We start from the raw sequence: 26,784 nt of genomic DNA, 5'->3' as shown, positions 1-26,784 counted from the left end.
TGAAATATAACTTTAGCCGCTGGCTCACTTTAGAGCATCATTCTTATGGCCCCGGATCTCTATTTCAATACATATTGAGCTAATACACTCTGCAAGTGATAGATGTTTAGGCTCTTATTAAACTTTCTTTCAATTGGAATTGAAGCTCCGGATACCCAGATCTTCAACTCAGCATCAAGGTCAAAGTTTCCGGCGGTCTCAATAGAAAAGTGAGTTATACTTCTGTAAGGTATGGAGTGGTACTCGACTTTCTTTCCGGTCATCCCTTGCTTATCAACTAGTATCAGCCTCTTGTCAGTAAATATGTACATGTCACGGGTAAGCCGATATGCTTTTTCTATTCTTTCATTGGCTGCAAGTATTTGCTCATACTCTGACTGAATCTCTGAGATATTTACCTCAGACGCATTGCCTAACAGGCTATCTAGCAACCCCATTGTATTACCTCCACCATTGTATTGTAACTCTTCAATTCGCCAACATACTCCAATTCCCTTTTCTCCCATTATTGCCATAATATCTAAACAATTATTACCATTATGCAGGAGTTTTAGCTTAACTGAAGAAATAGTCATACTAGTTATTTTTCTGAAGGTGATAAAATGCCGCCAGAGCTATCAATATACCTATATCAATTAATACAACACGGTCACTATGCAGTGAGCCGTGTTGTTGTTTTTTGTCGAATATGAATTTTTCTTATTCCACTATCGGGATTAATCATCCAAGATAAATTAATGGAGGCGATTACTTTGTTTAAAAAAGCTCTTTCTTGCGCACTCGTGATCATGTTCCTATTTTCTCAGATTCCCGTTTACGCGGCCGATCCTAACGAAATGCCCGGTAAGCCAACGGTATCTAATCGCATCGCTGGGTATATGTACATACCCGCTGGCACAGTAGTCAATTGCGAACTTATTACTCCGATGGACTCAGGAAAAACCAAAACAGGTGAGAGAATTTTGTTCAAAACGTCTGACAACATTATCGTGAATAACCTTACCGTCATCCCTCGCGGATCTATGGGAGAAGGTGTTGTAACTAAAGTTAAGAAGGCTGGTGGCTTTGGATCTGGCGGCGCCGTCGAGTTTCAAGCCAAACATATTAAAGCAATTAACAACGTCGAAGTCCCGGCAACTTTTAAAATGAATGAATCCGGTGGAAGTAAAAGCGGATGGGTTGTACCTTCATTTCTTCTTGTCTCCGTCTTTGCTGGATTTATCCAGGGCAGCAATCAAAAGATACCCGCAAGCACCCCATTCCAGGTTATCGTCTCCACTGATACCGATTTAGGTGGGACCAAGGAAGAATTAGAGCAAGTAGTCGCCAGTCAAAACACGATGACTGTTTCGCAGGTTCGTGAACAAACCGCCAAAAAGGCTGCAGATAATGCCATACAGACTGCTAAAGCTTTCCCTGAGATCATGACGGTTGAACAACTCGCCGAGTACCTGCAAATTGATCGGACGGCAGTAGACGATTTATTAAAAACTGGCGCAATCAAAAGCACTACTATTGGCAACAGCGTTAGGATTAAGAAGAAAGACGTAGACGCTTACTTAGGAAGCTGATATTCGCAATGAGGACTCCTGCTACTAATCAGCCCTCTGCACATCCATCAAGGACAAAAATTACCGGTCGGCCAATCCTGAATATGCTGATATTCCTTTTTCTGAGAAGCATGCTGTTTTGGAGTTATGACCGGCCTTATCCGAGATGGTACGCCAGTTTTGAGCGACTATAGCGGCTGCTTATCACTACAGAAACTAATCAACCAAAAGTGGAAAACGCCGTTATTGAGGTTATTGCCAATGGAATTAGTCCAAGCAGTTTAGTGCATTGTTAGGGATGATGAAGCAGCTTCTAAATAAAAAATGAAAAACACGATTCACAGCAATATGAATCGTGTTTTTTTGTCGTAAACATCATCATGCGCGCGCTGAGCCAACCAAACACTCTATGATATGTAAAATACTTGCTTCACTCTACGCATGCGTGCGGGATGCGACGTCCATAGGATTATGAAACTATAATCTTCCCAAGGCTTCAATCTACGCATGCGTGCGGGATGCGACGACCGACGACCTGGGCTACCGTACTGACATAGCGCTTCAATTTACGCATGCGTGCGGGCTGCGACCAGACTGGCTATATGAAGCTGGCAATCTCCCGGAGCTACAATCTAAAGCATACGTGCGGGCTGCGACGGCCGTCAAAAAATACATCGTAATACGTAATATCAAATTTTCAAAATCGCTAACCACCACATGCATCCGTAAATTGCCTGTCATTCCGACAGGGGCCTTCTTTATAATAAAGAAGTTAGCGAGCGTTTCCAATCAATGAAAATCAAGGAACTTCTCGCTTTAAGGACGCCAAGTCGCCCTAAAAATTATGTGTGCGAACCTGCTAGCATTTTCGTGTCTGCTTATGGTTCGCATTGTGTTTTTCTTTACCTAACCCCTTCCCCCTCTAAAGTTTGTACTATAATCTGGTCAATTCCACAAATAGCTAAATTTCTTGCGGCATTATAATCTGCGTTTATCTTCATGATTTTAGTTTCGCCGCCACATAAATGGCATACACCTGCTTCTACTTGAGATTTACCGCAAGCAAAGCAATGATATAATCCCCCATAACCACAGTGTGTGCATACAAAGGTTGCTTGATTGGAACGATTATCACGATCAATATGACCGCACTGACTACAACGTTGAGAAGTGTATTGAGGATTGACGATCCGCACTTCAATACCGACTTCTTCGGCCTTTGCTTTTATCTTCATCTGTAGGTCATAATAGGTCCAGTTCCTTAAAAAAGTACTACGCTCATTGATACCGCTTAGGTCTTCCATCTGAATAACACCGCATTGATTTTTTATAGCGGCCTCAATGATAAAACGAGAATAACGATGGTTTGTTGTATTTTTGAAATTAGATTCCCTATTTTCTAAGACCTCTATAGGCAATAATCTTCGTTTGCGACCATGACCAATACGGCCATCCCCACAATACTTGCCTTGCTCTTGAATACTCTTACGCCGTGCTTGTACGCGTCGCCTGAATTCCTCAATTTCATGTCCATCTATCCAGCCTCGCTTGTGCGAGCCAATAATTGCCCAATAAACGGCTTTGCTAATTCCGAGGTCAATCCCCATAATACACTGTGGATCTAGTGTATTATTCTCTTCAGTTTTAAACTCGTAAGGTATTATGCAATACCATTTATTCTTTCTATCACCAACAATCTGAAGTGCACCTTGTCGGTATTCGCCAGAAATAATTCGCTCAACTATGGTCTGTTTTGATTTTTCACCAGCATTTATTAAAAAGGAATATCTTGTTCGAGTTGCTGCTTCTCGTGACAATAGATTAGCTTGAAGCAAAAAAACATGAGTACTGCTTTTACCGTCTTCTGGAACTTCGCTTATTCTGTAACTATCGTGATGAACAATAATAGGAAAGTTCAGCTTAAAAGACGGAACTGACTGATGCAGCTTCAATACTTCAGATTTACGTGCACTCCAAACCGTTTTGGCATGTCGCTCAATTTGATTAACCATTTGCCCTGCCGCTAAAGGAAACATTGCCGTTAACCTGGGATAGCAATACAATTTATCTTTATGTTCGCTTACACTTGGGTAACTACCGTGCTCCTGCTTATACTGCTGCCGGAAAAACTCCCACATATAGTTTTGTTGAATAACATAGTTGGCCATTTTACTAGCAGCATATCTAAGATCTCTCAGCGTTCGCCCTAATTCATCCCAAGTGATTGGTTGAGAGTCATAATCAGTATTAAACGGCTTAATGATTTGAACGCGCAAAGCTTTAATTGGCACGAAATCTCACTCCTGCCATATCTAACTACAATACACTTTTCACTATAGCCGCTGGCTCACTTTAAAACATCATTCTAACGGCACCTGATCTCTATTTCAATACATATTGAGCTAATACGCTCTGTAACTGATAGATATTAAGGCTCTTATTAAACTTTCTTTCAATGGGAGTTGAAGATCCGGATACCCATATCTTCAATTCAGCATCTAAATCAAAGTTCCCGGCTGTCTCAATAGAAAAGTGAGTTATGCTTCTGTAAGGTATGGAATGGTACTCCACTTTCTTACCGGTCATCCCTTGCTTATCAACCAGTATTAGCCGCTTGTCAGTAAAAATGTACATATCACGGGTTAGCCGGTATGCTTTTTCTATTCTTTCGTTGGCAGCAAGTATTTGTTCATACTCAGACTGAATTTCTGAGATATTCACCTCAGACGCATTGCCTAACAGGTTATCTAGTAATCCCATTGTATTACCTCCGTCATTTTTTTTGGTTGTATTCGTATTTATTGTCGATATCCTTTAAAAATCAATCTTTACTATTCCGAGCTTTAAAGGCTCTCGCCCGGTTCTTTCTCTTTTTAACTTCGCCCGTTTGAAATGCTTTGACGACGAAAAATATAGCCTCCAAAACCGCCATAAAGCAAAATACCACAATAGGGAATACCATATTCATACCAAGAATTTCGCCAAGTTTAGAGTCAACATCCCCTACAACTGACGCAAGGATCAATGCCAATACAAATGATATCCCAGTAACAATTGGATACTCGAAGAAAAGTGAAAGCATGTGATAACTCCCCCATTACCAAGACTGCCAGCTATTCTTTTATTACTTTTTCAAGAATAACCTTATCTGCAAAGCCTCCACGCTCTATTACTTTCGCAAGCCGGATTCGTTCTACGTCCTCAATGGCAAGGTTATGATGTTTGAAAATCGCATACAAAACCTCTAGAATATCCGCTGCCTCCTCCAGATTCGGAGTATGCGAAAACTCTTCTAGCTCTTCAGCAACTTTTTCTCTTAGCTTAGCAACATACTCTTTTTCTTCTGCAATGTGGAAGGTATATTGCTTGCCCGAGGCTGAAATGATATCCAGTATTTTATCACGTACTAATTTGTTATAAATCGTATCACTCATTGCATATTACCCCTTTGCAGCCATCCAGTAGTCTTTCTCTATGGCAAGTCTGATTTCCTGTTGCCGCGTGTTACTCCATCACTTCCGATTGCATGATTCATCCCGGTCTATCACATAATATGGTATATCTGAATAACCGTAGTTGGAGGGATTAGGATGCCAAGAGACAAAGAAAATAGTTCACTTTTGGGTATTCTAGGTAGACAGAATACAGTTAGGCAAGCTTTAAAAACACAAGATACAAATGAGGAAGAAAACAAGCAGGGAGTTCCCCTAACTCCTAATGAGCAGCATCAGTCCGAAGTAATCAATCAACACATTGAGAAATTCAAAGAATCATTGGATCAGAGGTCTAATTTAGAGTTGAAACGGACGGCCGAACAACTGGAGACAGTCGAGAGAGAGATGCTGATGCAGAAGATTGATAACGAACTGCAGACAATTAAGGAAGCAGCCATTCAACCAGGCGCTAGCGATAAAGGCCCCCATTGATCCACTTGCACCTTAGCTCTCATTCCATTTGTTTGATGGTTACAATAAAGACGACCGACCTCAGCGAGGTCGGTCGTCTTTATAAAGGATTATTCTGATATTAGAAATTTTTGGGCCAAAACGGTATAACTCTCTACACCTTGAACTTTCCAACAAGAGCCCGCAGTTCCTCCGCCATCGCTTTACCTGTATAATATTGTAATAATGTTTCAATAAGTTGGTTTATTAGGCAGGTCATTAGGACTAACTGAAGAAATAATCATACATAGTAAACTTTCAAAACAGATTTTTAAGGAGTGTGTATTCATGAAAGCCTTATTACCCGCTTTGTTCTTTGTCCTGATCTCATTTTTTAGCATCCCAGCACATGCGGAGTTTGTTCCTAGCGTTTTACAGCAAGTAGAAAAGCCGACAATCGCTGTTATCCTCGGAGGAGAAGGTGCAATCCGGAGCAATGAAAAGGCAATGAAACTTGTTCAGGAAAAACTCGCGGTAAAATTCCCCAGCTCTCAATATAACTTAATTACAGATAGTAAGTTAGCCCAAGACATTTTAGTTTTTACTGAGGACGAAGATGTCGAAGACATAAAGCAAATCAAAAAATCGCAACTTGCTAAGTTCGGTGAAAAACGTAATTACGATTATGTCGTAATGCTTTTATTCGGCATGGGTCACGGAAGAGCAGGTGTCGACTTTTGGGCAGCAAGCTACAACATAGATGTAGATATGCAGGCTAAGGTTGTCGATGTTTCAACCGGGCAATATATATACAGGCAGAACATTATGGGTCATGGAAAAAGTTCTGCTGCTATTGGTATGCCTAGTTCTGTAAACGCATTTGCGAAAGCTACAGAAAAGTGTATAGAAACATTTAATAAAGAAGTCGTGATCAGTCCTATTAAGCCTAAGAAAGTAGAACAACCAGAAGCACAGACAAAAGTGGAACAACCAGAACTACAGCCGAAAGCGGAAGTTAATCCGGTAAAATAGGCAAAGCTCTTTATCTGTTTAAGAAAGGCACCAGAGAAAGTCTGGTGTCTTTCTGCATGGAAGAGATAATGGAACCAATTAAATAAGAAGATCCCTTTTCCCCTTGCCAAACTACTCTACATATAACACAATATTTATAGGACTGTGTAAGTATCAGTAGCGAGGTGGAAACTTGAACAAGCGGTATGACACAAAAAATCTGGAACCGGCCTGCTTCTATCTCCGCAAGTCTCGTGAGGACCAGGAATCCGAAGCGAGAGGAGAAGGCGAAACGCTGGCTAAACATAAGAATGCTCTTTTCCGACTTACTAAAGACTACGGAGTAAATATAACTAAAGTGTTCGAAGAGGTTGTATCTGGGGAAAGCATAATCCACCGGCCGGAAATGCTGCAGCTACTTAAAGAAGTCGGCGAAGGCAAATGGAAGTCTGTGTTCTGCATGGAGATTGACCGCCTAGGCCGTGGTGACATGGAGGATCAGGGACTTATACTCCGGACGTTCAAGCAAGCTAAGACCTTGATTGTGACCCCTCGTAAAGTCTATGATCTCAATGATGAATTCGATGAAGAATACACGGAATTTGAAGCGTTCATGGCACGCAAAGAATTGAAGATCATCACCCGCCGTTTGCAGGGCGGTCGGTTGCGCTCTGTTGAGGACGGGAACTATCTGGGCACTCTCCCTCCCTATGGCTATCAGATCGAACAGAATAACCGCAAGCGTTATCTAATTAAGAACCCGGAACAGACGACTCCCACCGAGTTGATCTGGAAGCTATATCGCACGGCTGGAATAGGCACCAATAAAATTGCCAATGAGTTAAATCGGCTCGGCTACCGATCGTATACCGGCAAGCTATGGAACGCCTCTTCCATTCTCTTTATTCTCAAGAACCCTGTCTACGCTGGCATAACGGCCTGGCGCAAGACCGAGCAGAAAAAATCCGCATCACCAGATAAGAGACGAGACACCCGTACTCGGCCGCGTGAAGAGCAAATTTGGATCTACAACACGCATGAAGCGTATGTTACTGAAGAAGAATACCGTGAAGTTCAAGATATGATCGGCATGAAGTATCATCCACCCTATCAACTGATTAACGGCATGACCAATCCGCTAGCCGGGTTGATAAAATGCGATATGTGTGGCGCCTCTATTATCTACCGGCCATACACGAAGCAGCGGGCGCATTTAATGTGTTATAACCCCCACTGCCGCAATAAGAGCACCCGTTTTGAATTCGTCGAAACCAGGCTGCTCGAAGTCCTGTCCGACTGGCTGGCAGAGTATAGCGAACAAATGAGACGCCCGCCGAGTGAAAAAGGTAATCTCATCAGTATAAAAGAAAAAGCCCTTCGCAATATGCGAAAGGAAGTTATTGACCTGGAGCAGCAAAAAGAGCGTTTGCATGAACTGTTGGAAAAGCGCATTTACGATGAGGAAACATACCTTGAACGCTCCCGAAAACTCTCTGAGAGACTCGCTGAGGCAGGGCAAGCTATAACGGAGATAGAATCTACCTTGGCAGGTGAAATCAAGCGGGAAAAAGCGCGTAAGGAGATTATACCGAAAGTTAAGCAGCTATTAACGATCTACCCCAAACTAACTGACCCGGCGCGAAAAAATGAATTGCTTAAATCCGTGTTAGAGTATGCTGATTATCGAAAAGAGCCAGATCAGAAGGGTGAAGAATTCGCTCTTGTTTTGCACCCGAAACTGCCGCAGTGACTGGGCTGGCGGGTTAAAACAGATAAACCGATGAAGGGAACTCGTTTCCTTCCTTATCGACCCCTATCGGATCATAGAGACTGACTTCAGCCCGGATGCGGCGAGTACTACGGAAATACATCAAAATTTCATTTTCAATACAGCGGGCGGCATAGGTCGCCAAACGCGTTTTTTTGTTTTGATCAAAGGTGTTGATTGCTTTAATTAAGCCTATTGTCCCAATCGAGATGAGGTCATCCATCTCCTCGCCGGAGTTGTCAAATTTTTTCACGATGTGCGCTACCAGACGAAGATTGCGTTCTACGAGCACCGCCTTAGCCTGCTCGTCGCCATTTTGTAGTCGATCCAAATAAATTTGTTCTTCTTTTTCCGAAAGCGGCATAGGGAACGCATTGTTGCTGACATAGGCAACCAACATTTGAATACATTTAGCAGCAAATACAGACAATACAGCAAAAAAAGAAAGCAAACAATCACCTCCGGCAAATCCATTGGTTCATTATATGTTGGCTCTCGCTTTCGCGTGTTTGTCAATGAAAAAAGTTTCCCTCTGCTTGCGTCTCCGTCAAGCATGACGTATAATCGCAACAGAGGGATAACAATGGGAGTGACGAAATTTTGGAACAATATCTTGGTGATATCGGCATTCTGTTTGCCGCAACGCTGGTAATTATATATATGCTGTGGGATCGATTTATTCAACGGCTGTAGGATAAGGGGTACGCTAACCGCGGAGTACGCAGAGTTCGCAGAGGGTTACGAGGAATAAAATACAAATTGCCTAAGGGCACGGAGTAAGAGCGACAGATCAGTTGATCGGTCGCTCTTCGTTTTATAATAACGGTACTTCTTGATATTCGGGCTTGTTTACCGCTTCTGCCAAGGCACGGGTGACGAATTCGATGTGGTCTTTCATATCGACGCCCATTGACGCAGCGCCTTCAGTTAATGTGTCACGGTTGACAGCGCGGGCAAAGGCTTTATCTTTCATTTTTTTGACCACAGATTTAACTTCGAGATTCGCGAGGCTGCGATCAGGGCGAACCAAAGCGCAGGCAATGATAAATCCTGTCAATTCGTCAAGAGCCAATAAGGTTTTCTGCAACAGCGTTCTTTCTGTTTCCCAATTGCGGGCATGGGACTCTACATCGGTAATGAATTGGCTGCTATAGCCGGCTTGGCTCAATAGATCACGGGCATGATTCGGATGGTCATTGGGAAATTTGTCAAAGTCTACATCATGCAATAGGCCAACCGCGCCCCAATACTCCTGATCTTGGCCGAATTTTGCGCCATAGGCACGCATGGCGACTTCAACCGCTAAACAATGACGCAGCAGGACATCGCTGGTTACGTGCTGCTTTAATACTTGCCAAGCATAAGCTCTGTCGTTTACCATTTTTGATCTCCCTTCTTGGAGACCGTTGCAAAAGTCCATCTGCGTTGCACCCGCAAGGGGTATGCCGCCAACGCTAAGGCGCTAAAGCGCCAAGAGTTGCGCAATCACGACTACGTTTGCTTGCTTGCGTACCTTTATGTACGCGGTGATGCTAACAAGCTAGGTGGCAACAATTGCTGTTACGTCGCATAGGTAACAACGTAGCGCAAGCCTCGCTGTTCCTAGCAGCTGGAGCTTTTTCAACTAGTCTCTTGTTTTTTAAGGAAGTCTGTTGCTTCTGCAACAGACTTCTAGTGTTTCTAAGCGCCAAGCGCTTCTAATGCTACAGCCTTAGCGTATAAGCCACCACGCTGCAACAATTCGCCATGAGTGCCGGTTTCGACAATACAGCCATTGGCCAAATATACGACTCGGTCAGAAGCCATTAAGGTCGACAATCGATGGGTGATAATGAAGGTTGTTCTGCCGCCACTGGCTCGCCGAATCGACTCCATTACCTGCCGTTCGGACTGAGAATCTAGGGCGGCTGTGGGCTCGTCCAACAATAAGATGGCTGGTTCCAGTATCAGTGCTCTGGCTATCGCAATTCTCTGTCTCTGCCCGCCGGACAATAAACCACCTAACTCGCCGACTGGCGTTTCATAGCCATTCGGCAAAGCAAGGATAAAGTCGTGTGCATCAGCCATGCGGGCCGCCCACTCCACCTTCGCATCTGAGGCTCCCGGAAAGCCATAACGAATATTTTCTCGTACTGTGCCGTGAAATAAAATGGGCTCTTGTTGGATAAAGCCGATTCGTTTGCGGTGGGACGCTAGGTTCAGTTCCCGGATATCCACCCCATCGACATAAATACCGCCACTAGTAGGATCGTATAACCGCAATAATAGATTGGCAACAGAAGACTTCCCTGCGCCACTGGGACCAACAATAGCAATAATTTCGCCTGGCCTGGCGCAGAGATTAATATGGTGCAAAATGCCGGTATTCTGACTATAGCAGAACGACACATCGCGGAATTCAACCAACCCATGACCTTTTGGCGCCTCCATCCCACCGTCAAAAATAGTTCGCGGTTGGGATTCGAATTGTTGAATGCGTTCCCAGGCAACTGTTCCCATGCGTAAACTTGTTGCGGCTTGCGCGATCTTTCGCATGGGGGCGGGTACATTAATAATATATACTAAAAAGGCGAACATGCCGCCAATGGTTAACTCTCCATCAATAACTTCCCTGCCGCCAAACCAAATAATCACTGTCAGGCCAATCGCAGCTAAGAACTCGACGAGCGGCACCAGGACGGCGTTTAGGCGTTGCATCTTTAAAAATTCCTCAGCTGCTTGGTGAATTCTCTGACTGAATTTACGGTATTCGTACTCTTCACGACTATAACTTTTAACAATGGTGGCAGACAGCAACGTTTGATGCAAAAAACTGGCTACTTTAGCCAAAGAGTCTTCCATCAGCATACCAATTTTGGCTGTTTTCTTATTGAAATAGCCGACAACAAGAAAGATGAAAGGCAAGGTTGCAAAGGTCACCAGTGATAATTGCCAGTCAAAGTAGATCATAATTGAAAGAATGGCAAGTACGTTCAAGGTTTCGATAAAAAATTCAGGTATACTCACAGACACGGCCTGTTGAATCAATGTCAGGTCATTGGAGAACAACGAAATCACTTCGCCTGTCTGGTTGTTGACAAAATAGGCATAATCCTTGGACTGAAGTTTAACGAACATTTCTTGACGCATGCGCTCAATCAGTCGATTACCGACCTTGGCCATCAAATACCCATACACATAAGAAAAAATGCCGCGCAGCAAATATAATACGACAATGCCAGCTGTGATAAAGTGCAGTTGGTACAAGTCTCCATCAGCCAGGACATTGTCAATCAGCAGTTTAATAATAATTGGCGCTGCCAGTCCTGCCACACTGGCCATAAGGAAACTAGCCAAAGCAATAACTACTTTTGGCCAAAAGGGCAGGATGAACTTTTGCCAATAGAATGTATACATAAGAGCCCTCGCGATTCTGCTGAATCAAAATAGAAAAGGAAAAGAAAACCAGGAAGGCGTTTGCCCGCCTTCCCTTCGTGTGCCGTATGGCCTTTACCAGTCTTCTTACAGTACGCGCCTTGCACCAACATAACGCGGGCCCCAGTACGAACTGTTTAACCGATCAATGGCGACGCCGCGACTGGAAGTCGCGCTGATAAAATTGCCGTCGCCAATGTAGATACCGCTATGCGACGCTCCAGAAGCATATGTCGTAAAAAACACCATATCCCCCGGCTGCAGCCTGCTTAGCGAGACTGCGCGGCCAACTTCAAACTGGTCATCAGCCGTTCTCGGCAGAGCCACGCCAACTGTGCGATACACATGGCGGGTAAAGCCGGAGCAGTCAAAACCATCTGCAGTTGTGCCGCCAAATACATACGGAACACCCAAATACCGCATGGAAAATTGAATGACTCGTCTGACTGCTACAGTGGACGAATCGCGGCTTACTGCCGGTATATCGCGTCCAAGCAGCATTTGATAAGTTGTCGGGCCAACCACGCCGTCTGGCGTCAGACCTTTGTCCTTTTGGTAAGCCTTCACTGCAGTCTCGGTGGCAGGGCCGAAGTCACCATCAGCGCTACCAATCTCATACCCCAGTGACAACAACCGCTTCTGAATCAAAACAATTTCCTGCCCTTGGTCGCCTTCCTCATAAAAATTCGAGGCCGACGCGACGTTTAGAAACGTCAAACTGAACAAAACGCACAACAAAAAGACTACCTTTTTCAAATGTCTGCCCCTCTCGAAGCCTCCGAGGTTAGCTGACGGGTTAGGGTTAGAGGACCCCTATTCCGTTTCCGGAATTTCACCCCTGGTTTGCGGTTCCCCCGTACCTGAGCTGGATTCGGCTTTATCATGCTCTAATCATTTTAAATTCGATTCTGGCTTGCAAAATCCTGCCTTGTGTTCTAAAAAAATGGCAAGTACCATTCGACTTAGATTGTACCCATTTTTCAGTTGATCAACCCTCTTGACTGACGCGGATATAGCGATTCAGCATCTTGGCATAACGCCAGTCTGTCTTACCTTCGTTATCTGCAAATTGGCTAAGAACAGAGTTGAGCTCATCCGCATAGTGAACAATGAAACTTTCCTTTGTCACACAAGCGACTGGCGCGCCATTCTCCACTTTCCCATGATGTGACAGCAGGATATGCAATAGCGCTTGGGCATCATCTGGCGGGAAATCCTTTTGATTGGAAATCGTACGTTCCACAAGCATAGCCCCTAAGGAAACATGACCGATCATCCTGCCAATATTAGTATATTCAAACCCCATGCCACTTGACAACTCTTCCAGTTTACCGATGTCATGTAACAGTGCGCCGGTAACCACTAAATCGACATCTACATTGCCGGTTTCAATCGCCATACCTTTTGCAAGCCGAGCGACATCAACCGAGTGTTCCAGCAAGCCGCCGATATAGGCGTGATGCAATCTCATCGCAGCAGTGTGCTTTACATACGACGCGTAGGTTTTGCCTGATAAAATTGCTCTCAACAATTCCTGCAAATGGATTTTTGATACTCCTGCTATCAAGCCTTCGAGTCGTCCCTTATATTCCTCAATATCTTTTGGTGTATAGGGCAAGAGATGACTCAAGTCATCGTCGTCGTTCACCGGCTCAGCCCGGCGCACAAGAACTTGCACAGCTCCGTCAGTACTATAGCGGTCAGCCTGGACGACACCAAAGATGACCATGGGCGTGGCTCCATTGACTTCCTTAAGCAGCTCAACTGTTTCTCGTTCAAAGCAAATAAAACTCAGCGTCCCACTGTTATCTTCTACTGTGCCACGGGCAAATACACCGCCATTTGACGACTGCCCTGCCTTCTGCAAACGCATGAGCACACTATGCCGGATTTCATCCCCAACCCGAAATTGCGCCAACAAATGTAACAACCCCTATTCTGTAAACTGAATTATAGGGTTCGCCCGCTAGTTGCGAGATTCCTGCAAGAGAATACAAAAAGGCGCATCCAAAACGAATGCGCCTGATACTTCTTCGATGAAAGAAATGCATGAACCTTATAGCGAGAGATTAGGGCGACAATCAGTGCGATGGCGATAGCGAGAAGAACTAGCAGTAACGGACCTTGTACCATCTTAACGCCTCCTCTTTCTCTTGACTCTCATCCAGGGCAAGACTCTACGCCAGGTTCTACTCTCCTTTACGCTTTTATTCATTAGTTTAAAATAAAAATAATCCTCCATATTGGAGAATTATTTTGGTATTCTTTTCTATAGAGACCAAAAAATGTCTTTCGAAGGCGAAGAAATTATTGGTACATTCCATTCTTGCTTTTCGGAATAGGTGGCCAAGTACTTTGCCAAATAGGGTATAACCGGATACTCTGTCGCAAAGTGTCCCGCGTCAACCATAGCCAACTCTTGGGCTATAGCTTGCTGCGCTTCATGGTACTTGAGATCACCGGTGACAAAGACATCGGCCCCCGCTTGTTTTGCCTGGGCTGCAAAGCTTGCCCCGCTGCCGCCGCATACTGCTACCGAGCGGATTAAAGCATCTGGCCTACCAGCCACTTTTATTGCACTGACAGCCAAACGATCTTTGACCATTGCCGTGAATTGGCGCAAGCTCATGGACTGGTCTAAAATGCCGATTCGCCCCATACCAAAGGCAGGCCCCGTATTCTCAAGAGCATACAGGTCATAGGCAACTTCTTCATAGGGGTGGGCGGACAGCATCGCGTCAAGTACTTGCTGACGGACGTTTTCAGTTACACAAGTCTCCAGTTTATATTCGGCAACCCGCTCCAAGCGCCCTTCCTCGCCAATAAACGGCGTAGCGCCGGATAAAGGTAAAAAGACTCCTTCACCTTTTACGCTAAACGAACAATGACTATACACACCAATATGACCGGCGCCCGCGTCTCCCATGGCAGTCCGCACAGCCTCCAATTGCTGTTCAGGTACAAAGACTGCCAGTTTGTACAGCCTCTCAGCGTGGGTATGCAGTAAAGGGGTCGCCTGCTTCAAGCCAAGGGCTGCAGCCAATGCATCATTTACCCCTCCTTGCGCGGCATCCAGGTTGGTATGAGCGGCAATGACGGCGATTTGATTTTGAATCAGACGGCATAACAAGTCTCCTTGCGGCGTATCTTGGCGCAGAGTGGTGATTCCTTTGAAAATAACGGGGTGATGAGCAACAATCAGGTTTGCCCCATGCGCCAGTGCGAATTCCACAACATCGGAATCCACATCAAGGGCAATGACAATCGCTCTAACCGGCTGCTCTGGATAGCCAACTAGCAGGCCAACATTATCCCAGTTTTCCGCCAGACGAGCTGGGGCCAGTTCTTCCAGTGCGTTCATTACGGTTTGGCAGGTTAAAGACATGCTAGTTTCGCCTCCAATATCGAAATGATTGCCTTCTGTTCTTGGTATTTAGGGTTAGTTTGCGCCGCTGCGCTTTTTTCCATTTGGCTAAGAACAAAACACAGAGAATACAATCGTTGTTTTAGTAAATCTGCCAGCAAGGGGTGACGCTGTTGCCAGAGAATCGGCCCGATCTCTAGCAGTTCGTTAGCCTCCATTTGCCCCGGTTCAGCGGCAAGTACCTCATATAAGCGACCCTCATCTTGCACAATTGTTTCATCAATAATGCGCCAGCCATTTGTTTGTAGCCATCGCCGTACCTGTGGCGCACCTACCATCGGCTGCAGCACCAAGCGCGAGAGACTCTGTAGGACATCGGGACTTGTCTCCATGATCTGAATCATCGTCATGCCACCCATGCCTGCCATGACTGCCACATCCACCTCGTTAGGAGTGACGACCTGCAAGCCATTACCTAGCCTCACATCGATTTTATCAGCCATGCTTGCGCGCAAGACTGCATCACGGGCCGAGGCAAAAGGGCCGGGGTTCACATCAATCGCCACCGCCCTCTCAATGTGACCGATTTCTGCCAGATATAGCGGTAAATAGGCATGATCTGTGCCCACATCAGCCATTCGGCTGCCAGGTGGAACCATAGCCGCTAACGCGCTGAGGCGATCGCCGAGCTTCATTATTATTCCTCCATCTGTTCAATAGTGAAAAGTAAAATAAAAAATGCAAAGCAGCGTTTGCCGGCTTTGCATCATTTTTTGCTGGTGACCCGTGGGGGATTCGAACCCCCGTAATCGCCGTGAAAGGGCGGTGTCTTAACCGCTTGACCAACGGGCCGATGAGTTGAGAATTGAAAAAATGGTGGGCCCACCTGGGATCGAACCAGGGACCGGCCGGTTATGAGCCGGCTGCTCTACCGCTGAGCTATAGGCCCATCAAGAAACTAAAACAGGTTTTCCGAAGAAAGCCTGTCACCGCTTGTTAAAGTTGGCTCCTCGAGTAGGACTCGAACCTACAACCCCGCGGTTAACAGCCGCGTGCTCTACCATTGAGCTATCGAGGAATGCCGTGAACATAATCGATTATAAACCAATCATGCCTTAACGTCAAGATATTCTGTCATGTTTTTTGCAAACAAACAACTAGAACCCGACCTTGACTACTCGAGGAAGTCTTTCAACTTCTTACTGCGGCTGGGATGACGCAGTTTACGCAGAGCCTTAGCCTCAATCTGACGGATACGCTCGCGCGTAACGCCAAAATGCTGACCGACTTCTTCTAGAGTGCGCGATCTGCCGTCATCAAGCCCAAAGCGGAGTCTGAGAACTTTCTCTTCCCGTTCGGTCAACGTTTCCAGTACCTCTTCCAGTTGTTCTTTCAGCAACATAAAGGAGGCAGCCTCGGCAGGCGCTGGCGCGTCCTGGTCTTCGATAAAATCACCCAAATGCGAATCTTCTTCTTCGCCAATCGGTGTTTCTAAGGACACAGGCTCCTGGGCAATCTTCATAATCTCGCGGACTCGCTCAACGCTAATTTCCATTTCCTTAGCCACTTCCTCCGGCAAAGGCTCGCGGCCCAGGTCTTGCAATAGCTGGCGAGATACGCGAATGAGTTTGTTGATTGTCTCTACCATGTGCACTGGAATACGAATGGTGCGGGCCTGATCAGCGATAGCTCGGGTAATGGCTTGACGAATCCACCAAGTGGCGTACGTACTAAATTTATAGCCTTTATTATAGTCGAATTTCTCGACAGCTTTAATTAGGCCTAAATTGCCTTCTTGAATCAAATCTAAAAATAGCATGCCACGTCCAACATACCGTTTGGCAATACTGACTACCAAGCGAAGGTTGGCCTCAGATAGCGCCCGTTTTGCGACATCGCCCTGCTCTTTAAATCGACGGATTACCGGGCTGAGATGATTCGAACAAGCGGCCAACACTTCGGTAACATCGCTAGGCGCACTATCAGCATTGCGGAGTAGGACATCTACTTCTGTTAACAGATGATGCGCCAGTGACAGGTAGCTTCCCTCAATGATATCGACTCCAGCCCTCTCGAGCTCCTTAGCCAGGTCAGCAATGCCTTTTGTCGGCAATTGTGCCTTGCGCGCGACTTCTTCAAATTCCTCTGAAGTCAACTTGTACAAGCGTACAGATGCAAATTCAAGCAGACCAGATAGGATATCGGAACTGGAGGATAGTGCTATTTCTACCGCTTTGTCAAGTAGCTTACGACTGTCTAAATCACCAATATTGTCCCGCATATCTGAGGGGCGTACAGGATCAATGAGTTCAATTTTATCACTAGCCAGCAGACGCAACATCGATTTTACTTCCTCTTGCGTCAGCTCACGGCAAATATGTTGAAAGTCTTGACCGGTTAGCTTGCCCTGCTCCTTAGCAGTCTGAGCCAGCTTTCGGTAGACAATAGACGTATCACGAGCAATGGACAATAACTCTTCTTGTGCAACATATTGTTTGATATATTCCAGGCGTTCATAAAAGTCTGCTGCAGAAAGTCCCATTTCGACAACAATGCCGTTGGCCTGTAAGGCGTCCATCATTTGCTCCGAATTAAGCTCAGCAAAATAACAGGCAACCTTAATATCGCCTTCGCGAATAACTCCACCCATAGTTTTGGCCCGATTGATCATCGCTTCCAGCGGATCAGTCTCAGATGGCTCGATATTAGCTAGACGCAACCCAGCTTCTACTCGTTCGATATCTTCTCCCTCAAGTTTTGAAAGGCGAACATAATTGCGAAATTCACGGCCACTGATGCCGCCGCGGTCTTTAGCCTGGCGAACAAGAAATTCGATCAGCCATTCGACATCGCCGGTTTCTACCCGCTGTTGTCGCTCCTGAACCAGGCGAATGGCTTCATTGCCTTTACCCATGCGTTTTGCTAGTTTAATTTCATCAGAGCCGGTCAACAGAGACACTCGTCCGATTTCTTTAAGATACATACGAACCGGATCATCAATGCTGATACCTTCTGGAATGCTGAGATCGATGTCGACTTCTTCCGGCGCAGTCTCTACCTCTTGCGTATCTGCCCCATCTTCAACATCCGGAATCTCATCAACAATTTCAATGCCTTTGGTTGTGAACATTTCATACATATCGTCTATTTCATCTGGAGAGAGATCTTCACTTTGCAAAGTGTCCATGATTTCCGAATAGGTGAGTACGCCGCCGCGTTTCTTGCCTTTGTGCAACAGTTCGGTCACTTGTTCGGTTTGGACGTTCTTCTTCTCAGACATTATTTCCCCCCTCCCGTGGCAAAACACATTTTTCTTGTACTAAATCTGTCCTATTGATGCAATTTAATAATCTCATCTTTAATTCGCTGGCTTTCCGCTAATTCCTGCAGAAAGCGGCTATCCCCCATACGTTCGTATTCATCAGCCTGCAGCCGGTGGTTTTCATATAAGTCTTTGAGCCGCGCCAGCCGTAGTATCCTGACGCAGTCAGCCGCTGTCCGCGACACATCGTTATAATCACTTTCCATGACGGCAATGCTAGAAAGTTCTGCACAGGCCGATTCGCTAAGATTAGCGCCAACCGTTGCAGTTGATATCGGTTTTCCCATATTATACGCAAGTAGAATTGAATTCATTATCTCACGTCGATTGGGATCTTGCAGATCCTCGTCTACAAGATGCGAAGAAAGTTCTGTACCAAGCTCCGGATCGTCAAGTAGCAACCGTATAATATGCCGTTCTGCCATTATTGTTGCCATATTTGATCGATTTTCCATCATCGCTGTACTGATATTCTGTCCACGATTTACAGATTTATCCTTTTGACTCATACGAACATGTTTCCGCAATTCGCTGCGAACAGCCGCTTCATCCAATGCTAAGGTTTGCGCCAAGCGCGCCACATACGAATTGACTTCTACCGCATTATCGGATAGAGCAAGCGCAGTCACCGCTTTATCGACAGCCCTGACCTTTCCTTCAAGAGTATTTAGATTCTCATTGGCTAAGGCAGTCTGAATCTGATAATCTATCAATGCGGGCGCCTCTCGAATTAGGGTAACGAAGGCGTCAGTCCCATTACGTTGAATGCACTCATCCGGATCTTTGCCGCCTTTGAGCATGACCACCCGAACAGACGCGCCAAGAGAGCGAGCCATCGATAAGGCGCGAAGGGTAGCGTTTTGTCCGGCAGCATCATTGTCATAGGCAAATACTAGTTCTTTGGTCATGCGGAGTAAGCTTTTCGCCTGTTCCTGAGTAAACGCCGTGCCCAAAGAAGCAACTACATTGGTTATACCGGCAGCATGGCAGGCAATCATATCCATATAGCCTTCAACTATAATTGCCTGATTGGTTTCTTTGATACTGCGAGCGGCTAAATTCAGTCCATACAATACATGCCGTTTATTAAAAATCGGCGTTTCCGGGCTGTTTAAATATTTAGGCTGAGTCTGATCCAGCACCCTGCCGCCGAAACCGACAACTTGTCCATGCAAATCGATAATTGGATACATAATTCGGTTGCGAAAGCGGTCATAAGCGCCTCCCTGCTCACGGGAGATGGCAAGACCTGCCTTAATTAATGAATCGACAGGAACGTTGCGGTCAGCAAGCGTTCGAATCAGTTTGTCCCAAAATGGCGGCGCAAATCCCAATTGAAATTGATCGATGATTTCTGGGGTGATTTGGCGGGAAGCCAAATATTGGCGTGCCTCAGAGCCAAACGCTGCCTTCGTTAAACAAGCGTGAAAAAAGTCTTTAGCCAGTTGGTTCGCCTTATATAATTGTGTAGCTTCCTGTTCACGCCGAAGGTCGTCTTCTGATTTTGTTTTCTCCGGTATCGGTATGTTCAGTTTCCGAGCCAGCAGTTTAACCGCTTCCATAAAAGGAAGGTTTTCAACTTTCATCAAAAAGTTAAAAACATTGCCTCCTGCCTGGCAGCCAAAACAATAAAAAAAACCTTTATCCGGCGCAACGGAAAACGATGGCGTTTTTTCCCGGTGGAAGGGACAGCAACCCCAGTAATTTCGCCCTTTCTTGGCTAGCGGCACATAATCAGATACAACAGCTACAATGTCGCTTTCCGAGCGCAACCGATCAATAAAGTCATCGTAAACTGTATCTTTCATCGTTCATCCTTACTAAACTGGAATGTATTGCATTCTTCCAGAAATGACTGTATTCTACATTTTTCTCGTTAATCCTGCTTTTCCATTTCCAATCATTTTGCGTGTTGTATTTGTTTGTCGATCTATATATTTCAATACCACTAGTAAAATATCCTCTTTTACCTCTTGACAAGTTGACATTTCTTTGCAATGAAAAACAGACCGCCTAGGCGGTCTGTGAAATAAACGGAGTTAATGGACGGTTAATGTAGTGCAAAGTACACGCAGGTATCTCCACCTTCGTATACGTTGTCAGTAAATGGATCTCGTTAAATGCATTCTTTTTTCCAACGTTCAGATCCGCTGCCACCCCAAGTGGACGGAATAAACAAATGGTGAAATAGATGAATCGCATACTGATCAGTCAGTCCAGCAATATAATCAACAACCGTCGTGCTCAATCCCCAACGATCTTCCCGTTCTCGATAATCGGTCGGCAGTTCCTCGGGGTTGGCTAGGAAGTACTCATAGAGCTTGTGAATAACATATTTCGCTTTTTTCCGATCATGCTCGAGATCTTGTGAGTGATAGATTTTTGCAAACATAAATTGCCGAAATTCGTCCATCGCCTGTCTAACCGCAGGCGACATGCGAACTTCGCTTTTATCAGCCGACTGAGTGATAATATCTGCCACCATAACTGTAATCATCTCTGAAGGATTGTGACCAAGAACCTTGCTGACGCCGGTCGGTAAATCTGCGCATTTGAGCATACCCGCCCGCAAGCCGTCGTCATAATCGTGACAAAGATAGGCAATGCGGTCACCGGCGCGAACGATACAGCCCTCTAGTGTAATCGGCTCTTGATCGCCAGTATGATTGAGGATCCCATCTTTCACTTCCAGCGTCAGATTGAGACCGCGCCCTTCCTTTTCCAAGTACTCAACAACCCGCAAACTTTGTTCATTATGACGAAATTGCCCGAGGATGTCCTGCAACGCATACTCACCGGAATGACCAAACGGCGTATGTCCGACGTCATGCGCTAGTGCGATGGCTTCAGTTAGGTCTTCGTTTAGCATCAGCCCGCGCGCAATTGTCCGTGAGATCTGCGCCACCTCAAGGCTGTGCGTCATGCGCATCCGGTAATGATCGCCAGGAGAAATATAAACTTGGGTTTTATGCTTGAGACGGCGAAACGATTTACTGTGAATGACTCGGTCACGGTCGCGCTGAAAGGCGGTGCGGAATTCACAAGGCAGTTCTTCTCTTTCTCGGTCAGCATTCCGGCTTTTAGCAGCATAGGGCGAAAGAATCTTTAGTTCGAGTTCCTCAATGCGTTCCCTGACGGTCATTCTGACCCCTCCCTCTCTGGGCTTTCTATTTTTAGTATAGCATGCTTCAAAAAGCTTATGCCATAGCCAAGTGAGAACATAGGCAGATAATTCCATACCCAAATTCAGAATTCCTTGCTATAATTAAGAATATGTTTGCGTAAGAGGTGACCTAAATGAATAAACGCGTTGCGATGCTGACGCTGTTGCTATTACTCGTACTCTCCAATGTTGTTTTCGCCGCGATGCCGGTAATCAAAGCGGACACCACCTATTTCGATCCAGGCGATGGAGTATATGTTCTTAAAGGTAATGTTCTTATTGAGGCTGGCAAGCGAACCTTTACCGCTTCCCAAGCCAAGGTTAGCTTAGGCTCCTTCGAAGTGTGGGGAACCGGCGGCGTGACTGTGGCTGAGGGAGATATTTTCTTTACTGGGGATAGCGTATATGTCTACGGAAAAGATCATATGGCGAAAATTGATGGTGGTTTGCGTTTTAGCCGGTCTAATATAGATATCGTCGCCGACCACGCCGAATACAATTGGAAGACTAAACTGGCAGTATTTACTGGTAATGTAGCAATCACACGGGATGGCGCTACAACGAAAGCTGATACCGCGTCCTATAGTTTCAAGACCAATCAGTTGCTGTAACCGAACTCAAAAAATAAACTGGGGAAGATCGCCGCACTCCGCTCGCGATGACAGAATTGTCATTTGCGGGCCAAGCGAGGCAATCTTCCCCTCTTTTTGTTCTTTCGGTGGTTAGGCTTCCCTGTTTTCGACGATTAACTCCAGTATCCGGTTGGCGGTCTCTTCAATCGCTTTATTGGATACGTCAATCACCGGGCAATTCAATTTGCCCATGACAACCTTAGCATATTCTAGTTCTTCCTCAATCCGATCGACGGCGGCGTAGCTGGCGTCCGGAGCTAGGCCCATCACTTTCAGCCGTTCTGCCCGGATTTCGTTTAGTTTGTGTGGATCAATCACCAAGCCGATGATACGCGCGGGCGGCACCTGAAATAGCTCATGCGGCGGCGGTATCTCCGGGACTAACGGCACATTAGCGACCTTCCACTTTTTATGTGCCAGATACATACTGAGCGGTGTCTTCGAAGTACGCGACACACCAACAATCACAATATCCGCTTTCAGCAGTCCGCCCGAATTTTTGCCATCATCATATTTGACTGCAAATTCCACCGCTTCGACGCGGCGGAAATACTCCTGGTCCAGTTTGTGAATCAGACCTGGTGTCAATTTCGGCGACAATCCTGAAACCTTCTGGGTAGCCTGGATCATCGGCCCCATAATATCAATAGTCAGGATGCCTGCACTGGCAGCTTTCTCGGTTAACGCCTGGCGCAAATCGGACGAAACAATCGTGTGGCAGATGATCGACGGCTGCCTGGCTGCATCAGAGAGCACGCTCTCCAACTGTTTCACAGAATGAATATAGGGAATGCGGACGATTTCCAATGTATCAGCATCAAACTGACTGGCTGCCGCCCGAGCGACCGATTCGGCGGTTTCACCAATCGAGTCTGACAGTGCGTAAATCACAGTGTTTCCCATTGCAGGCTCTCCCCCTTTCCTGTTCATACAACAATCTTGCTTAAATCCGCCAGGGGCGTAGTCAGCGAGACCAGTTTTTTCAGTAACGCCAAGCGGTTTGCTCTAACAGCAGGGTCTTCGGCCATGACCATGACCGAATTAAAGAATAAGTCAATAGGCTCAACCAACTGACTCATTACACGCAACATCGCCAAATAGTCGCGTTGTGACAAGAGAGCAGCAAGCTGCAATTCCACCTGCGATACGGCATCGTGTAGCGTCTTCTCTGCGTCAACCGCAAATAGTTCTGGCTGAATCTCCTCAGTGCTAGCGTTTTTCGCCAGATTAGCGACCCGGGTAAACGCCTGCACAATTCGCAGCAACTCAGAGTCTTCGGCAAAGCCAGTCAACGCATTGGCCCGCGCCAGGACATCACAAACGTCGTCAATACCGACAGCCATCACCGCGTCGACAAGGTCATAGCGAATACCTTTATCGGCAAGTACACCTTTTAAACGAATGCGGAAAAATTCGAGAATATCATTTAACAACGCGGTGCGCTTTGTGCTCTCGACTGCCAACAGCTCCATCGAATCGCAAAATAGACGTGACAGTGATAGATGCAGTCCAGATTCAAGCAGGATATTGGCAATGCCTAGTGCTTGTCGTCTGAGTGCGTATGGATCCTGCGAACCAGTAGGGATAAGACCCCGGCTAAATGTTGCAGTAATATTGTCCGCCTTATCAGCGATGCTGACTATGCGGCCGGCAGTTGTCTTAGGCAGTGTGTCACCGGCGAAACGAGGCAAATAGTGTTCGAAAACCGCTTCAGCAACCTCTGCCGACTCGCCGGCGAGCAGCGCATATTCTCGCCCCATGATGCCTTGCAGTTCAGTGAATTCATTGACCATACCGGTAACCAAATCGGCCTTCGCCAAATAAGCCGCCCTGCGGACTGTAGCTGTATCTACCGGGTCAACAAGCTCAGCTGTAATCTTTTCTGATAAGTTCTGGATACGCACCGATTTGTCGTAGAGTGTGCCCAGTCCCTCCTGGAAGACGATGGTTTTGAGTTTATCCACCCGTTCAGCCAGTGGGGTTTTCTTGTCTTCTTCATAGAAGAATTTGGCGTCAGCTAAACGGGCCCGTAGCACCCGTTCATTGCCATGACGGACGATCTCCAAATGCTCTTTACCGCCATTGCGAACGGTAATAAATTTGGCTAGTAGTTTGCCGTCTGCTCCCAGAACAGGGAAATAACGCTGGTGCTCACGCATGGGAGTGATAACCGCTTCTGGCGGCAATGCCAAATACGCCGGATCGAATTCGCCGCAGAGAGCGGTCGGATACTCGACCAGAAAAATAACTTCTTCCAGCAGGTCTTCATCAATCGCGACCGATCCGCCATTTTCCGCAGCTAGAGCTTCAATCTGCTGGCGGATAACACTTCTTCTCTCCTCAGGATCAACCATGACGAAGTGGGAGGCCATCTTAGCCAAATAGTCTTCTATTGACTCGATAGCGATCAAGCCTTGGCTGAGGAAGCGATGACCAAAGGTAATGCGATCAGCCGTCACACCTGCAAAACTGAGCGGAATCACCGCATCGCCGAATAGTGCGACAAGCCAACGCACCGGTCGGACAAAACGGATATCCATCGCTGCCCAGCGCATCGTTTTAGGAAAGCTCAGCCCACTAATCAGATCAGTCAACAGCTTTGGCAGCAGTTCAGCAACCGGGCCGCCTTTTTCCTCAACGACGGCATAGACATAGCCGTCTTCGACGACAAGCTGGTCAGCCGTAACTCCTTGGCCACGGGCAAAACCTGCAGCCGCTTTGGTCGGTTGACCGTCAGCATCAAAGGCAATCTTGACTGAAGGTCCCTTATTTTTACTTTGCTTATCTGCTTGACTAGCTACCACATCGCGAACAATCAAAGTCAGACGCCGGGGCGTACCGAGCGCGCGGACTGAGCCGCACTGAATTCGCTGGTCCTTAAACAGCGCGGTGGCGGCAGCTTCGAGCTGACGTAATGCGCCTGGCATAAAATGAGCTGGTATTTCCTCTGTGCCGATTTCCAGCAGTACATGCTTTGTCATGCTTTTTCCCCCTTGAGCAGCGGATAGCCGAGTTTTTCCCGTTGATCGAGGTAGCCTTGAGCGCAGACGCGGGCCAGATTGCGGACTCTGCCAATATAGGCTGTGCGTTCGCTAACGCTGATTGCACCCCTCGCATCGAGAAGATTGAAGGTGTGTGAACATTTCAGCACATAATCGTAGGCTGGCAGCACATAACCCATACCGGCGACGCGTACAGCCTCTTTTTCATAGGTATCAAATAAATGGAACAGCATATCGATGTCGGCGATTTCAAAGTTGTAGGTTGACTGTTCGACTTCATTGCGGTGGAACACATCACCATAGGTGATACCATTGACCCACTCGAGATCAAATACGTTTTCCACTCCCTGTATGTACATGGCGAGTCGCTCCAGTCCATAGGTGATTTCCACCGACACTGGCTTAACATCAATACTGCCAACCTGTTGGAAATAGGTGAACTGGGTGATCTCCATACCATCGAGCCAAACTTCCCAACCAAGACCCCAAGCGCCAAGAGTAGGCGATTCCCAATTGTCTTCCACAAAACGAATGTCATGTTTTTGCGGATCAATGCCGAGTTCTGCCAAGCTCTCGAGATACAATTCCTGAATATTCGCCGGCGACGGTTTCATAATGACTTGGTACTGGTGATGCTGGAACAGGCGGTTGGGGTTGTCTCCATAGCGGCCGTCAGCCGGCCGACGGGATGGTTCCACATAGGCCACGTTCCAGGGCTCAGGCCCTAAGGAACGCAAGAAGGTTGCCGGGTTCATCGTCCCCGCGCCTTTCTCCACATCATAGGGCTGCTGGATAATGCAGTTTTGCCTGGCCCAAAAGTTCTGTAGTGTCAGGATTATGTCCTGAAATGTCATGCTTTCTTGCCTCCTCATGCAATACAAAATTCCATTAAAATATAAATAACCCGTCTCTGTAACTTGCGTTACAGGGACGGGTTGTGACCCGCGGTTCCACCCTGATTGGCTGATTCAGCCCACTCTTTACACTGGCGAGGTTTACTTTCCGCTGACGGATTTCCTCTCGCGGCTTGAGAACGCCGTTCGCGCCTTGCCGGACTCACACTGTCTCCGGCTCGCTGTGTCTGGCGGTACTACCTTTCTCGCATTGCCTGATGATAATATACATTATTGTAGCCTGGATATTCGGCAAAAGCAAGTCTTTTTGCCGAGTTTGCTTTCTAGGTCTTTATTGCGGACGCGGCAAACGCGGATTATCGGAGTCATCCTGCTCTCGATCTGGCTGGTCAGTCTCAGCAGCTTCGTCGTCTTTGCGGACAACTTCAATGGTGCAACGTTTGAATACAGCAACCAGCACGCCTAAGGCGGCCAATTGTGGCAGCACGACTGCGCCAATGGCGCCAAAAGTGACCGGAATTTCCACTAGGGTCCGATCTTCGTGCTTAACCCGGATCATGGTCACATTGCCTTCGCGAATATACTCTTTGACTTTCTCGACAACTTCGCCAGAACGAACCGAAAACTCCTCAGTCCAACTGGATTTTTTTACATTTTCCAGGTCAACCAAGGCCTCAATGACATTGCCATTATGACGCTCGAGAACAGATTTTGCCTCACTGTAGGTGACGCCAGTTCGTTCACGCAAAATATCCAGTTTTTCCAACGTGATTTCTTCCATCATCAATCCCCCCTGCAGAGTTTTCTTTTTAGTTTCCCC

At 46.5% G+C, this 26,784-nt stretch carries 24 protein-coding genes, 3 tRNA genes, 2 pseudogenes and 1 riboswitch; of the genes and pseudogenes, 5 read left to right on the top strand and 24 right to left on the bottom strand.

Translation table 11 applies throughout. The features are described from left to right. Positions 1 to 59 precede the first annotated feature (59 nt). Positions 60 to 437: a PH domain-containing protein gene (locus AXX12_RS04385; protein ID WP_066238690.1), complete on the bottom strand. Its 378-nt coding sequence runs from the start codon at positions 435 to 437 to the stop codon at positions 60 to 62. 315 nt (positions 438 to 752) lie between these two features. On the opposite strand from AXX12_RS04385, the gene AXX12_RS04380 reads away from it, so the two are divergent. Next, positions 753 to 1,571 (top strand): helix-turn-helix domain-containing protein, encoded by an 819-nt coding sequence (locus AXX12_RS04380; RefSeq protein ID WP_066238687.1) that lies wholly within the window; start codon positions 753 to 755, stop codon positions 1,569 to 1,571. An 881-nt stretch (positions 1,572 to 2,452) separates the two neighbouring features. Here the strand turns inward: AXX12_RS04380 and AXX12_RS04375 are convergent. The 4 genes from AXX12_RS04375 to AXX12_RS04360 form a co-directional block, all read right to left on the bottom strand. Next, positions 2,453 to 3,841, bottom strand: coding sequence for an RNA-guided endonuclease TnpB family protein (locus AXX12_RS04375; protein WP_066238684.1), 1,389 nt, complete (start codon positions 3,839 to 3,841; stop codon positions 2,453 to 2,455). Positions 3,842 to 3,932: 91 nt separating this feature from the next. Next, complete coding sequence (locus AXX12_RS04370) at positions 3,933 to 4,310, bottom strand: PH domain-containing protein (RefSeq protein WP_066238681.1); 378 nt, start codon at positions 4,308 to 4,310, stop codon at positions 3,933 to 3,935. Between the two features lie 61 nt (positions 4,311 to 4,371). Continuing rightward, positions 4,372 to 4,632: a hypothetical protein gene (locus AXX12_RS04365; protein WP_066238678.1), complete on the bottom strand. Its 261-nt coding sequence runs from the start codon at positions 4,630 to 4,632 to the stop codon at positions 4,372 to 4,374. 31 nt (positions 4,633 to 4,663) lie between these two features. Further along, complete coding sequence (locus tag AXX12_RS04360) at positions 4,664 to 4,984, bottom strand: nucleoside triphosphate pyrophosphohydrolase (RefSeq protein WP_066238676.1); 321 nt, start codon at positions 4,982 to 4,984, stop codon at positions 4,664 to 4,666. 156 nt (positions 4,985 to 5,140) lie between these two features. Here AXX12_RS04360 and AXX12_RS04355 point away from each other — a divergent pair, with 156 nt between their 5' ends. The 3 genes from AXX12_RS04355 to AXX12_RS04345 all read left to right on the top strand — a co-directional run bounded on the left by AXX12_RS04355 (position 5,141) and on the right by AXX12_RS04345 (position 8,195). Beyond that, positions 5,141 to 5,476, top strand: coding sequence for a hypothetical protein (locus AXX12_RS04355; protein WP_066238671.1), 336 nt, complete (start codon positions 5,141 to 5,143; stop codon positions 5,474 to 5,476). A gap of 306 nt (positions 5,477 to 5,782) precedes the next feature. After that, positions 5,783 to 6,466: a hypothetical protein gene (locus tag AXX12_RS04350; protein WP_066238669.1), complete on the top strand. Its 684-nt coding sequence runs from the start codon at positions 5,783 to 5,785 to the stop codon at positions 6,464 to 6,466. A 172-nt stretch (positions 6,467 to 6,638) separates the two neighbouring features. Then, positions 6,639 to 8,195, top strand: a complete 1,557-nt coding sequence (locus tag AXX12_RS04345; protein ID WP_066238666.1) for a recombinase family protein — start codon at positions 6,639 to 6,641, stop codon at positions 8,193 to 8,195. A gap of 13 nt (positions 8,196 to 8,208) precedes the next feature. Here the strand turns inward: AXX12_RS04345 and AXX12_RS04340 are convergent, their stop codons facing one another. The 15 genes and pseudogenes from AXX12_RS04340 to AXX12_RS04275 all read right to left on the bottom strand — a co-directional run bounded on the left by AXX12_RS04340 (position 8,209) and on the right by AXX12_RS04275 (position 21,455). Continuing rightward, positions 8,209 to 8,664: a sigma-70 family RNA polymerase sigma factor gene (locus tag AXX12_RS04340; RefSeq protein ID WP_231881792.1), complete on the bottom strand. Its 456-nt coding sequence runs from the start codon at positions 8,662 to 8,664 to the stop codon at positions 8,209 to 8,211. A 363-nt stretch (positions 8,665 to 9,027) separates the two neighbouring features. Next, a complete protein-coding gene (locus tag AXX12_RS04335; RefSeq protein ID WP_066238663.1) occupies positions 9,028 to 9,594 on the bottom strand; it encodes an HD domain-containing protein in 567 nt (188 codons plus the stop codon). A gap of 299 nt (positions 9,595 to 9,893) precedes the next feature. Next, positions 9,894 to 11,609 (bottom strand): ABC transporter ATP-binding protein, encoded by a 1,716-nt coding sequence (locus tag AXX12_RS04330; RefSeq protein WP_066238659.1) that lies wholly within the window; start codon positions 11,607 to 11,609, stop codon positions 9,894 to 9,896. Positions 11,610 to 11,714: 105 nt separating this feature from the next. Next, a complete protein-coding gene (locus tag AXX12_RS04325) occupies positions 11,715 to 12,383 on the bottom strand; it encodes a C40 family peptidase (RefSeq protein WP_066238656.1) in 669 nt (222 codons plus the stop codon). Between the two features lie 3 nt (positions 12,384 to 12,386). After that, positions 12,387 to 12,514, bottom strand: a riboswitch (cyclic di-AMP (ydaO/yuaA leader). 101 nt (positions 12,515 to 12,615) lie between these two features. Further along, entirely contained in the window at positions 12,616 to 13,548 is a 933-nt protein-coding gene (locus tag AXX12_RS04320; protein WP_066238653.1) for a 3'-5' exoribonuclease YhaM family protein, read from the bottom strand. 29 nt (positions 13,549 to 13,577) lie between these two features. Continuing rightward, positions 13,578 to 13,760 (bottom strand): hypothetical protein, encoded by a 183-nt coding sequence (locus AXX12_RS04315; RefSeq protein ID WP_066238649.1) that lies wholly within the window; start codon positions 13,758 to 13,760, stop codon positions 13,578 to 13,580. A 136-nt stretch (positions 13,761 to 13,896) separates the two neighbouring features. Beyond that, the gene (locus AXX12_RS04310) at positions 13,897 to 15,012 is read right to left on the bottom strand and encodes a Nif3-like dinuclear metal center hexameric protein (protein ID WP_066238646.1); all 1,116 of its coding nucleotides are present in this window, start codon (positions 15,010 to 15,012) and stop codon (positions 13,897 to 13,899) included. Further along, positions 15,003 to 15,686 (bottom strand): tRNA (adenine(22)-N(1))-methyltransferase, encoded by a 684-nt coding sequence (locus AXX12_RS04305; RefSeq protein WP_066238643.1) that lies wholly within the window; start codon positions 15,684 to 15,686, stop codon positions 15,003 to 15,005. The genes AXX12_RS04310 and AXX12_RS04305 overlap by 10 nt, the downstream gene beginning before the upstream one ends. A gap of 82 nt (positions 15,687 to 15,768) precedes the next feature. Then, positions 15,769 to 15,843: transfer RNA gene (locus tag AXX12_RS04300), tRNA-Glu, on the bottom strand. Between the two features lie 22 nt (positions 15,844 to 15,865). After that, positions 15,866 to 15,940: transfer RNA gene (locus tag AXX12_RS04295), tRNA-Ile, on the bottom strand. A 54-nt stretch (positions 15,941 to 15,994) separates the two neighbouring features. Then, positions 15,995 to 16,069: transfer RNA gene (locus AXX12_RS04290), tRNA-Asn, on the bottom strand. Between the two features lie 96 nt (positions 16,070 to 16,165). Then, positions 16,166 to 16,888, bottom strand: a pseudogene (gene rpoD / locus AXX12_RS20095) (RNA polymerase sigma factor RpoD); the annotation flags it as partial. 999 nt (positions 16,889 to 17,887) lie between these two features. Then, positions 17,888 to 18,271, bottom strand: a pseudogene (locus tag AXX12_RS18690) (RNA polymerase sigma factor region1.1 domain-containing protein); the annotation flags it as partial. A 50-nt stretch (positions 18,272 to 18,321) separates the two neighbouring features. Then, positions 18,322 to 20,121 carry a DNA primase gene (gene dnaG, locus AXX12_RS04280; protein ID WP_066238641.1) on the bottom strand — a complete coding sequence of 600 codons (1,800 nt, stop codon included), beginning with the start codon at positions 20,119 to 20,121 and terminating at the stop codon, positions 18,322 to 18,324. Positions 20,122 to 20,429: 308 nt separating this feature from the next. Continuing rightward, a complete protein-coding gene (locus AXX12_RS04275) occupies positions 20,430 to 21,455 on the bottom strand; it encodes a deoxyguanosinetriphosphate triphosphohydrolase (protein WP_066238639.1) in 1,026 nt (341 codons plus the stop codon). Between the two features lie 155 nt (positions 21,456 to 21,610). Between AXX12_RS04275 and AXX12_RS04270 the strand changes: the two genes are divergently transcribed. Next, positions 21,611 to 22,087 carry an LptA/OstA family protein gene (locus tag AXX12_RS04270; RefSeq protein WP_066238636.1) on the top strand — a complete coding sequence of 159 codons (477 nt, stop codon included), beginning with the start codon at positions 21,611 to 21,613 and terminating at the stop codon, positions 22,085 to 22,087. Between the two features lie 111 nt (positions 22,088 to 22,198). On the opposite strand, the gene AXX12_RS04265 is transcribed toward AXX12_RS04270, so the two are convergent. The 4 genes from AXX12_RS04265 to AXX12_RS04250 form a co-directional block, all read right to left on the bottom strand. Then, positions 22,199 to 23,011, bottom strand: a complete 813-nt coding sequence (locus AXX12_RS04265; RefSeq protein WP_066238633.1) for a pyruvate, water dikinase regulatory protein — start codon at positions 23,009 to 23,011, stop codon at positions 22,199 to 22,201. 23 nt (positions 23,012 to 23,034) lie between these two features. Beyond that, positions 23,035 to 25,089, bottom strand: a complete 2,055-nt coding sequence (gene glyS, locus AXX12_RS04260) for a glycine--tRNA ligase subunit beta (protein ID WP_066238630.1) — start codon at positions 25,087 to 25,089, stop codon at positions 23,035 to 23,037. Further along, a complete protein-coding gene (gene glyQ, locus AXX12_RS04255) occupies positions 25,086 to 25,964 on the bottom strand; it encodes a glycine--tRNA ligase subunit alpha (protein ID WP_066238626.1) in 879 nt (292 codons plus the stop codon). The genes glyS and glyQ overlap by 4 nt, the downstream gene beginning before the upstream one ends. Positions 25,965 to 26,295: 331 nt before the next feature. Next, the gene (locus AXX12_RS04250) at positions 26,296 to 26,748 is read right to left on the bottom strand and encodes a DUF4342 domain-containing protein (RefSeq protein WP_231881791.1); all 453 of its coding nucleotides are present in this window, start codon (positions 26,746 to 26,748) and stop codon (positions 26,296 to 26,298) included. Positions 26,749 to 26,784: the final 36 nt, after the last annotated feature.

It is taken from the genome of Anaerosporomusa subterranea (assembly GCF_001611555.1).
GTDB classification, from domain to species: Bacteria; Bacillota; Negativicutes; order Sporomusales; family Acetonemataceae; genus Anaerosporomusa; species Anaerosporomusa subterranea.
The sequence above is the reverse complement of the archived record's forward strand: the minus strand, read 5'-3'. Positions and strand labels throughout refer to the sequence as shown.

Excerpts from the sequence above, each read along its gene's own strand:
- AXX12_RS04385 (WP_066238690.1), bottom strand. The coding sequence starts at position 437 with ATGGGGTTGCTAGATAGCCTGTTAGGCAATGCGTCTGAGGTAAATATC.
- AXX12_RS04370 (WP_066238681.1), bottom strand. The coding sequence starts at position 4,310 with ATGGGATTACTAGATAACCTGTTAGGCAATGCGTCTGAGGTGAATATC.
- AXX12_RS04365 (WP_066238678.1), bottom strand. The coding sequence starts at position 4,632 with ATGCTTTCACTTTTCTTCGAGTATCCAATTGTTACTGGGATATCATTT.
- AXX12_RS04360 (WP_066238676.1), bottom strand. The coding sequence starts at position 4,984 with ATGAGTGATACGATTTATAACAAATTAGTACGTGATAAAATACTGGAT.
- AXX12_RS04355 (WP_066238671.1), top strand. The coding sequence starts at position 5,141 with ATGCCAAGAGACAAAGAAAATAGTTCACTTTTGGGTATTCTAGGTAGA.
- AXX12_RS04350 (WP_066238669.1), top strand. The coding sequence starts at position 5,783 with ATGAAAGCCTTATTACCCGCTTTGTTCTTTGTCCTGATCTCATTTTTT.
- AXX12_RS04335 (WP_066238663.1), bottom strand. The coding sequence starts at position 9,594 with ATGGTAAACGACAGAGCTTATGCTTGGCAAGTATTAAAGCAGCACGTA.
- AXX12_RS04330 (WP_066238659.1), bottom strand. The coding sequence starts at position 11,609 with ATGTATACATTCTATTGGCAAAAGTTCATCCTGCCCTTTTGGCCAAAA.
- AXX12_RS04315 (WP_066238649.1), bottom strand. The coding sequence starts at position 13,760 with ATGGTACAAGGTCCGTTACTGCTAGTTCTTCTCGCTATCGCCATCGCA.
- AXX12_RS04310 (WP_066238646.1), bottom strand. The coding sequence starts at position 15,012 with ATGTCTTTAACCTGCCAAACCGTAATGAACGCACTGGAAGAACTGGCC.
- AXX12_RS04305 (WP_066238643.1), bottom strand. The coding sequence starts at position 15,686 with ATGAAGCTCGGCGATCGCCTCAGCGCGTTAGCGGCTATGGTTCCACCT.
- dnaG (WP_066238641.1), bottom strand. The coding sequence starts at position 20,121 with ATGAAAGATACAGTTTACGATGACTTTATTGATCGGTTGCGCTCGGAA.
- AXX12_RS04275 (WP_066238639.1), bottom strand. The coding sequence starts at position 21,455 with ATGACCGTCAGGGAACGCATTGAGGAACTCGAACTAAAGATTCTTTCG.
- AXX12_RS04270 (WP_066238636.1), top strand. The coding sequence starts at position 21,611 with ATGAATAAACGCGTTGCGATGCTGACGCTGTTGCTATTACTCGTACTC.
- AXX12_RS04265 (WP_066238633.1), bottom strand. The coding sequence starts at position 23,011 with ATGGGAAACACTGTGATTTACGCACTGTCAGACTCGATTGGTGAAACC.
- glyS (WP_066238630.1), bottom strand. The coding sequence starts at position 25,089 with ATGACAAAGCATGTACTGCTGGAAATCGGCACAGAGGAAATACCAGCT.
- glyQ (WP_066238626.1), bottom strand. The coding sequence starts at position 25,964 with ATGACATTTCAGGACATAATCCTGACACTACAGAACTTTTGGGCCAGG.
- AXX12_RS04250 (WP_231881791.1), bottom strand. The coding sequence starts at position 26,748 with ATGATGGAAGAAATCACGTTGGAAAAACTGGATATTTTGCGTGAACGA.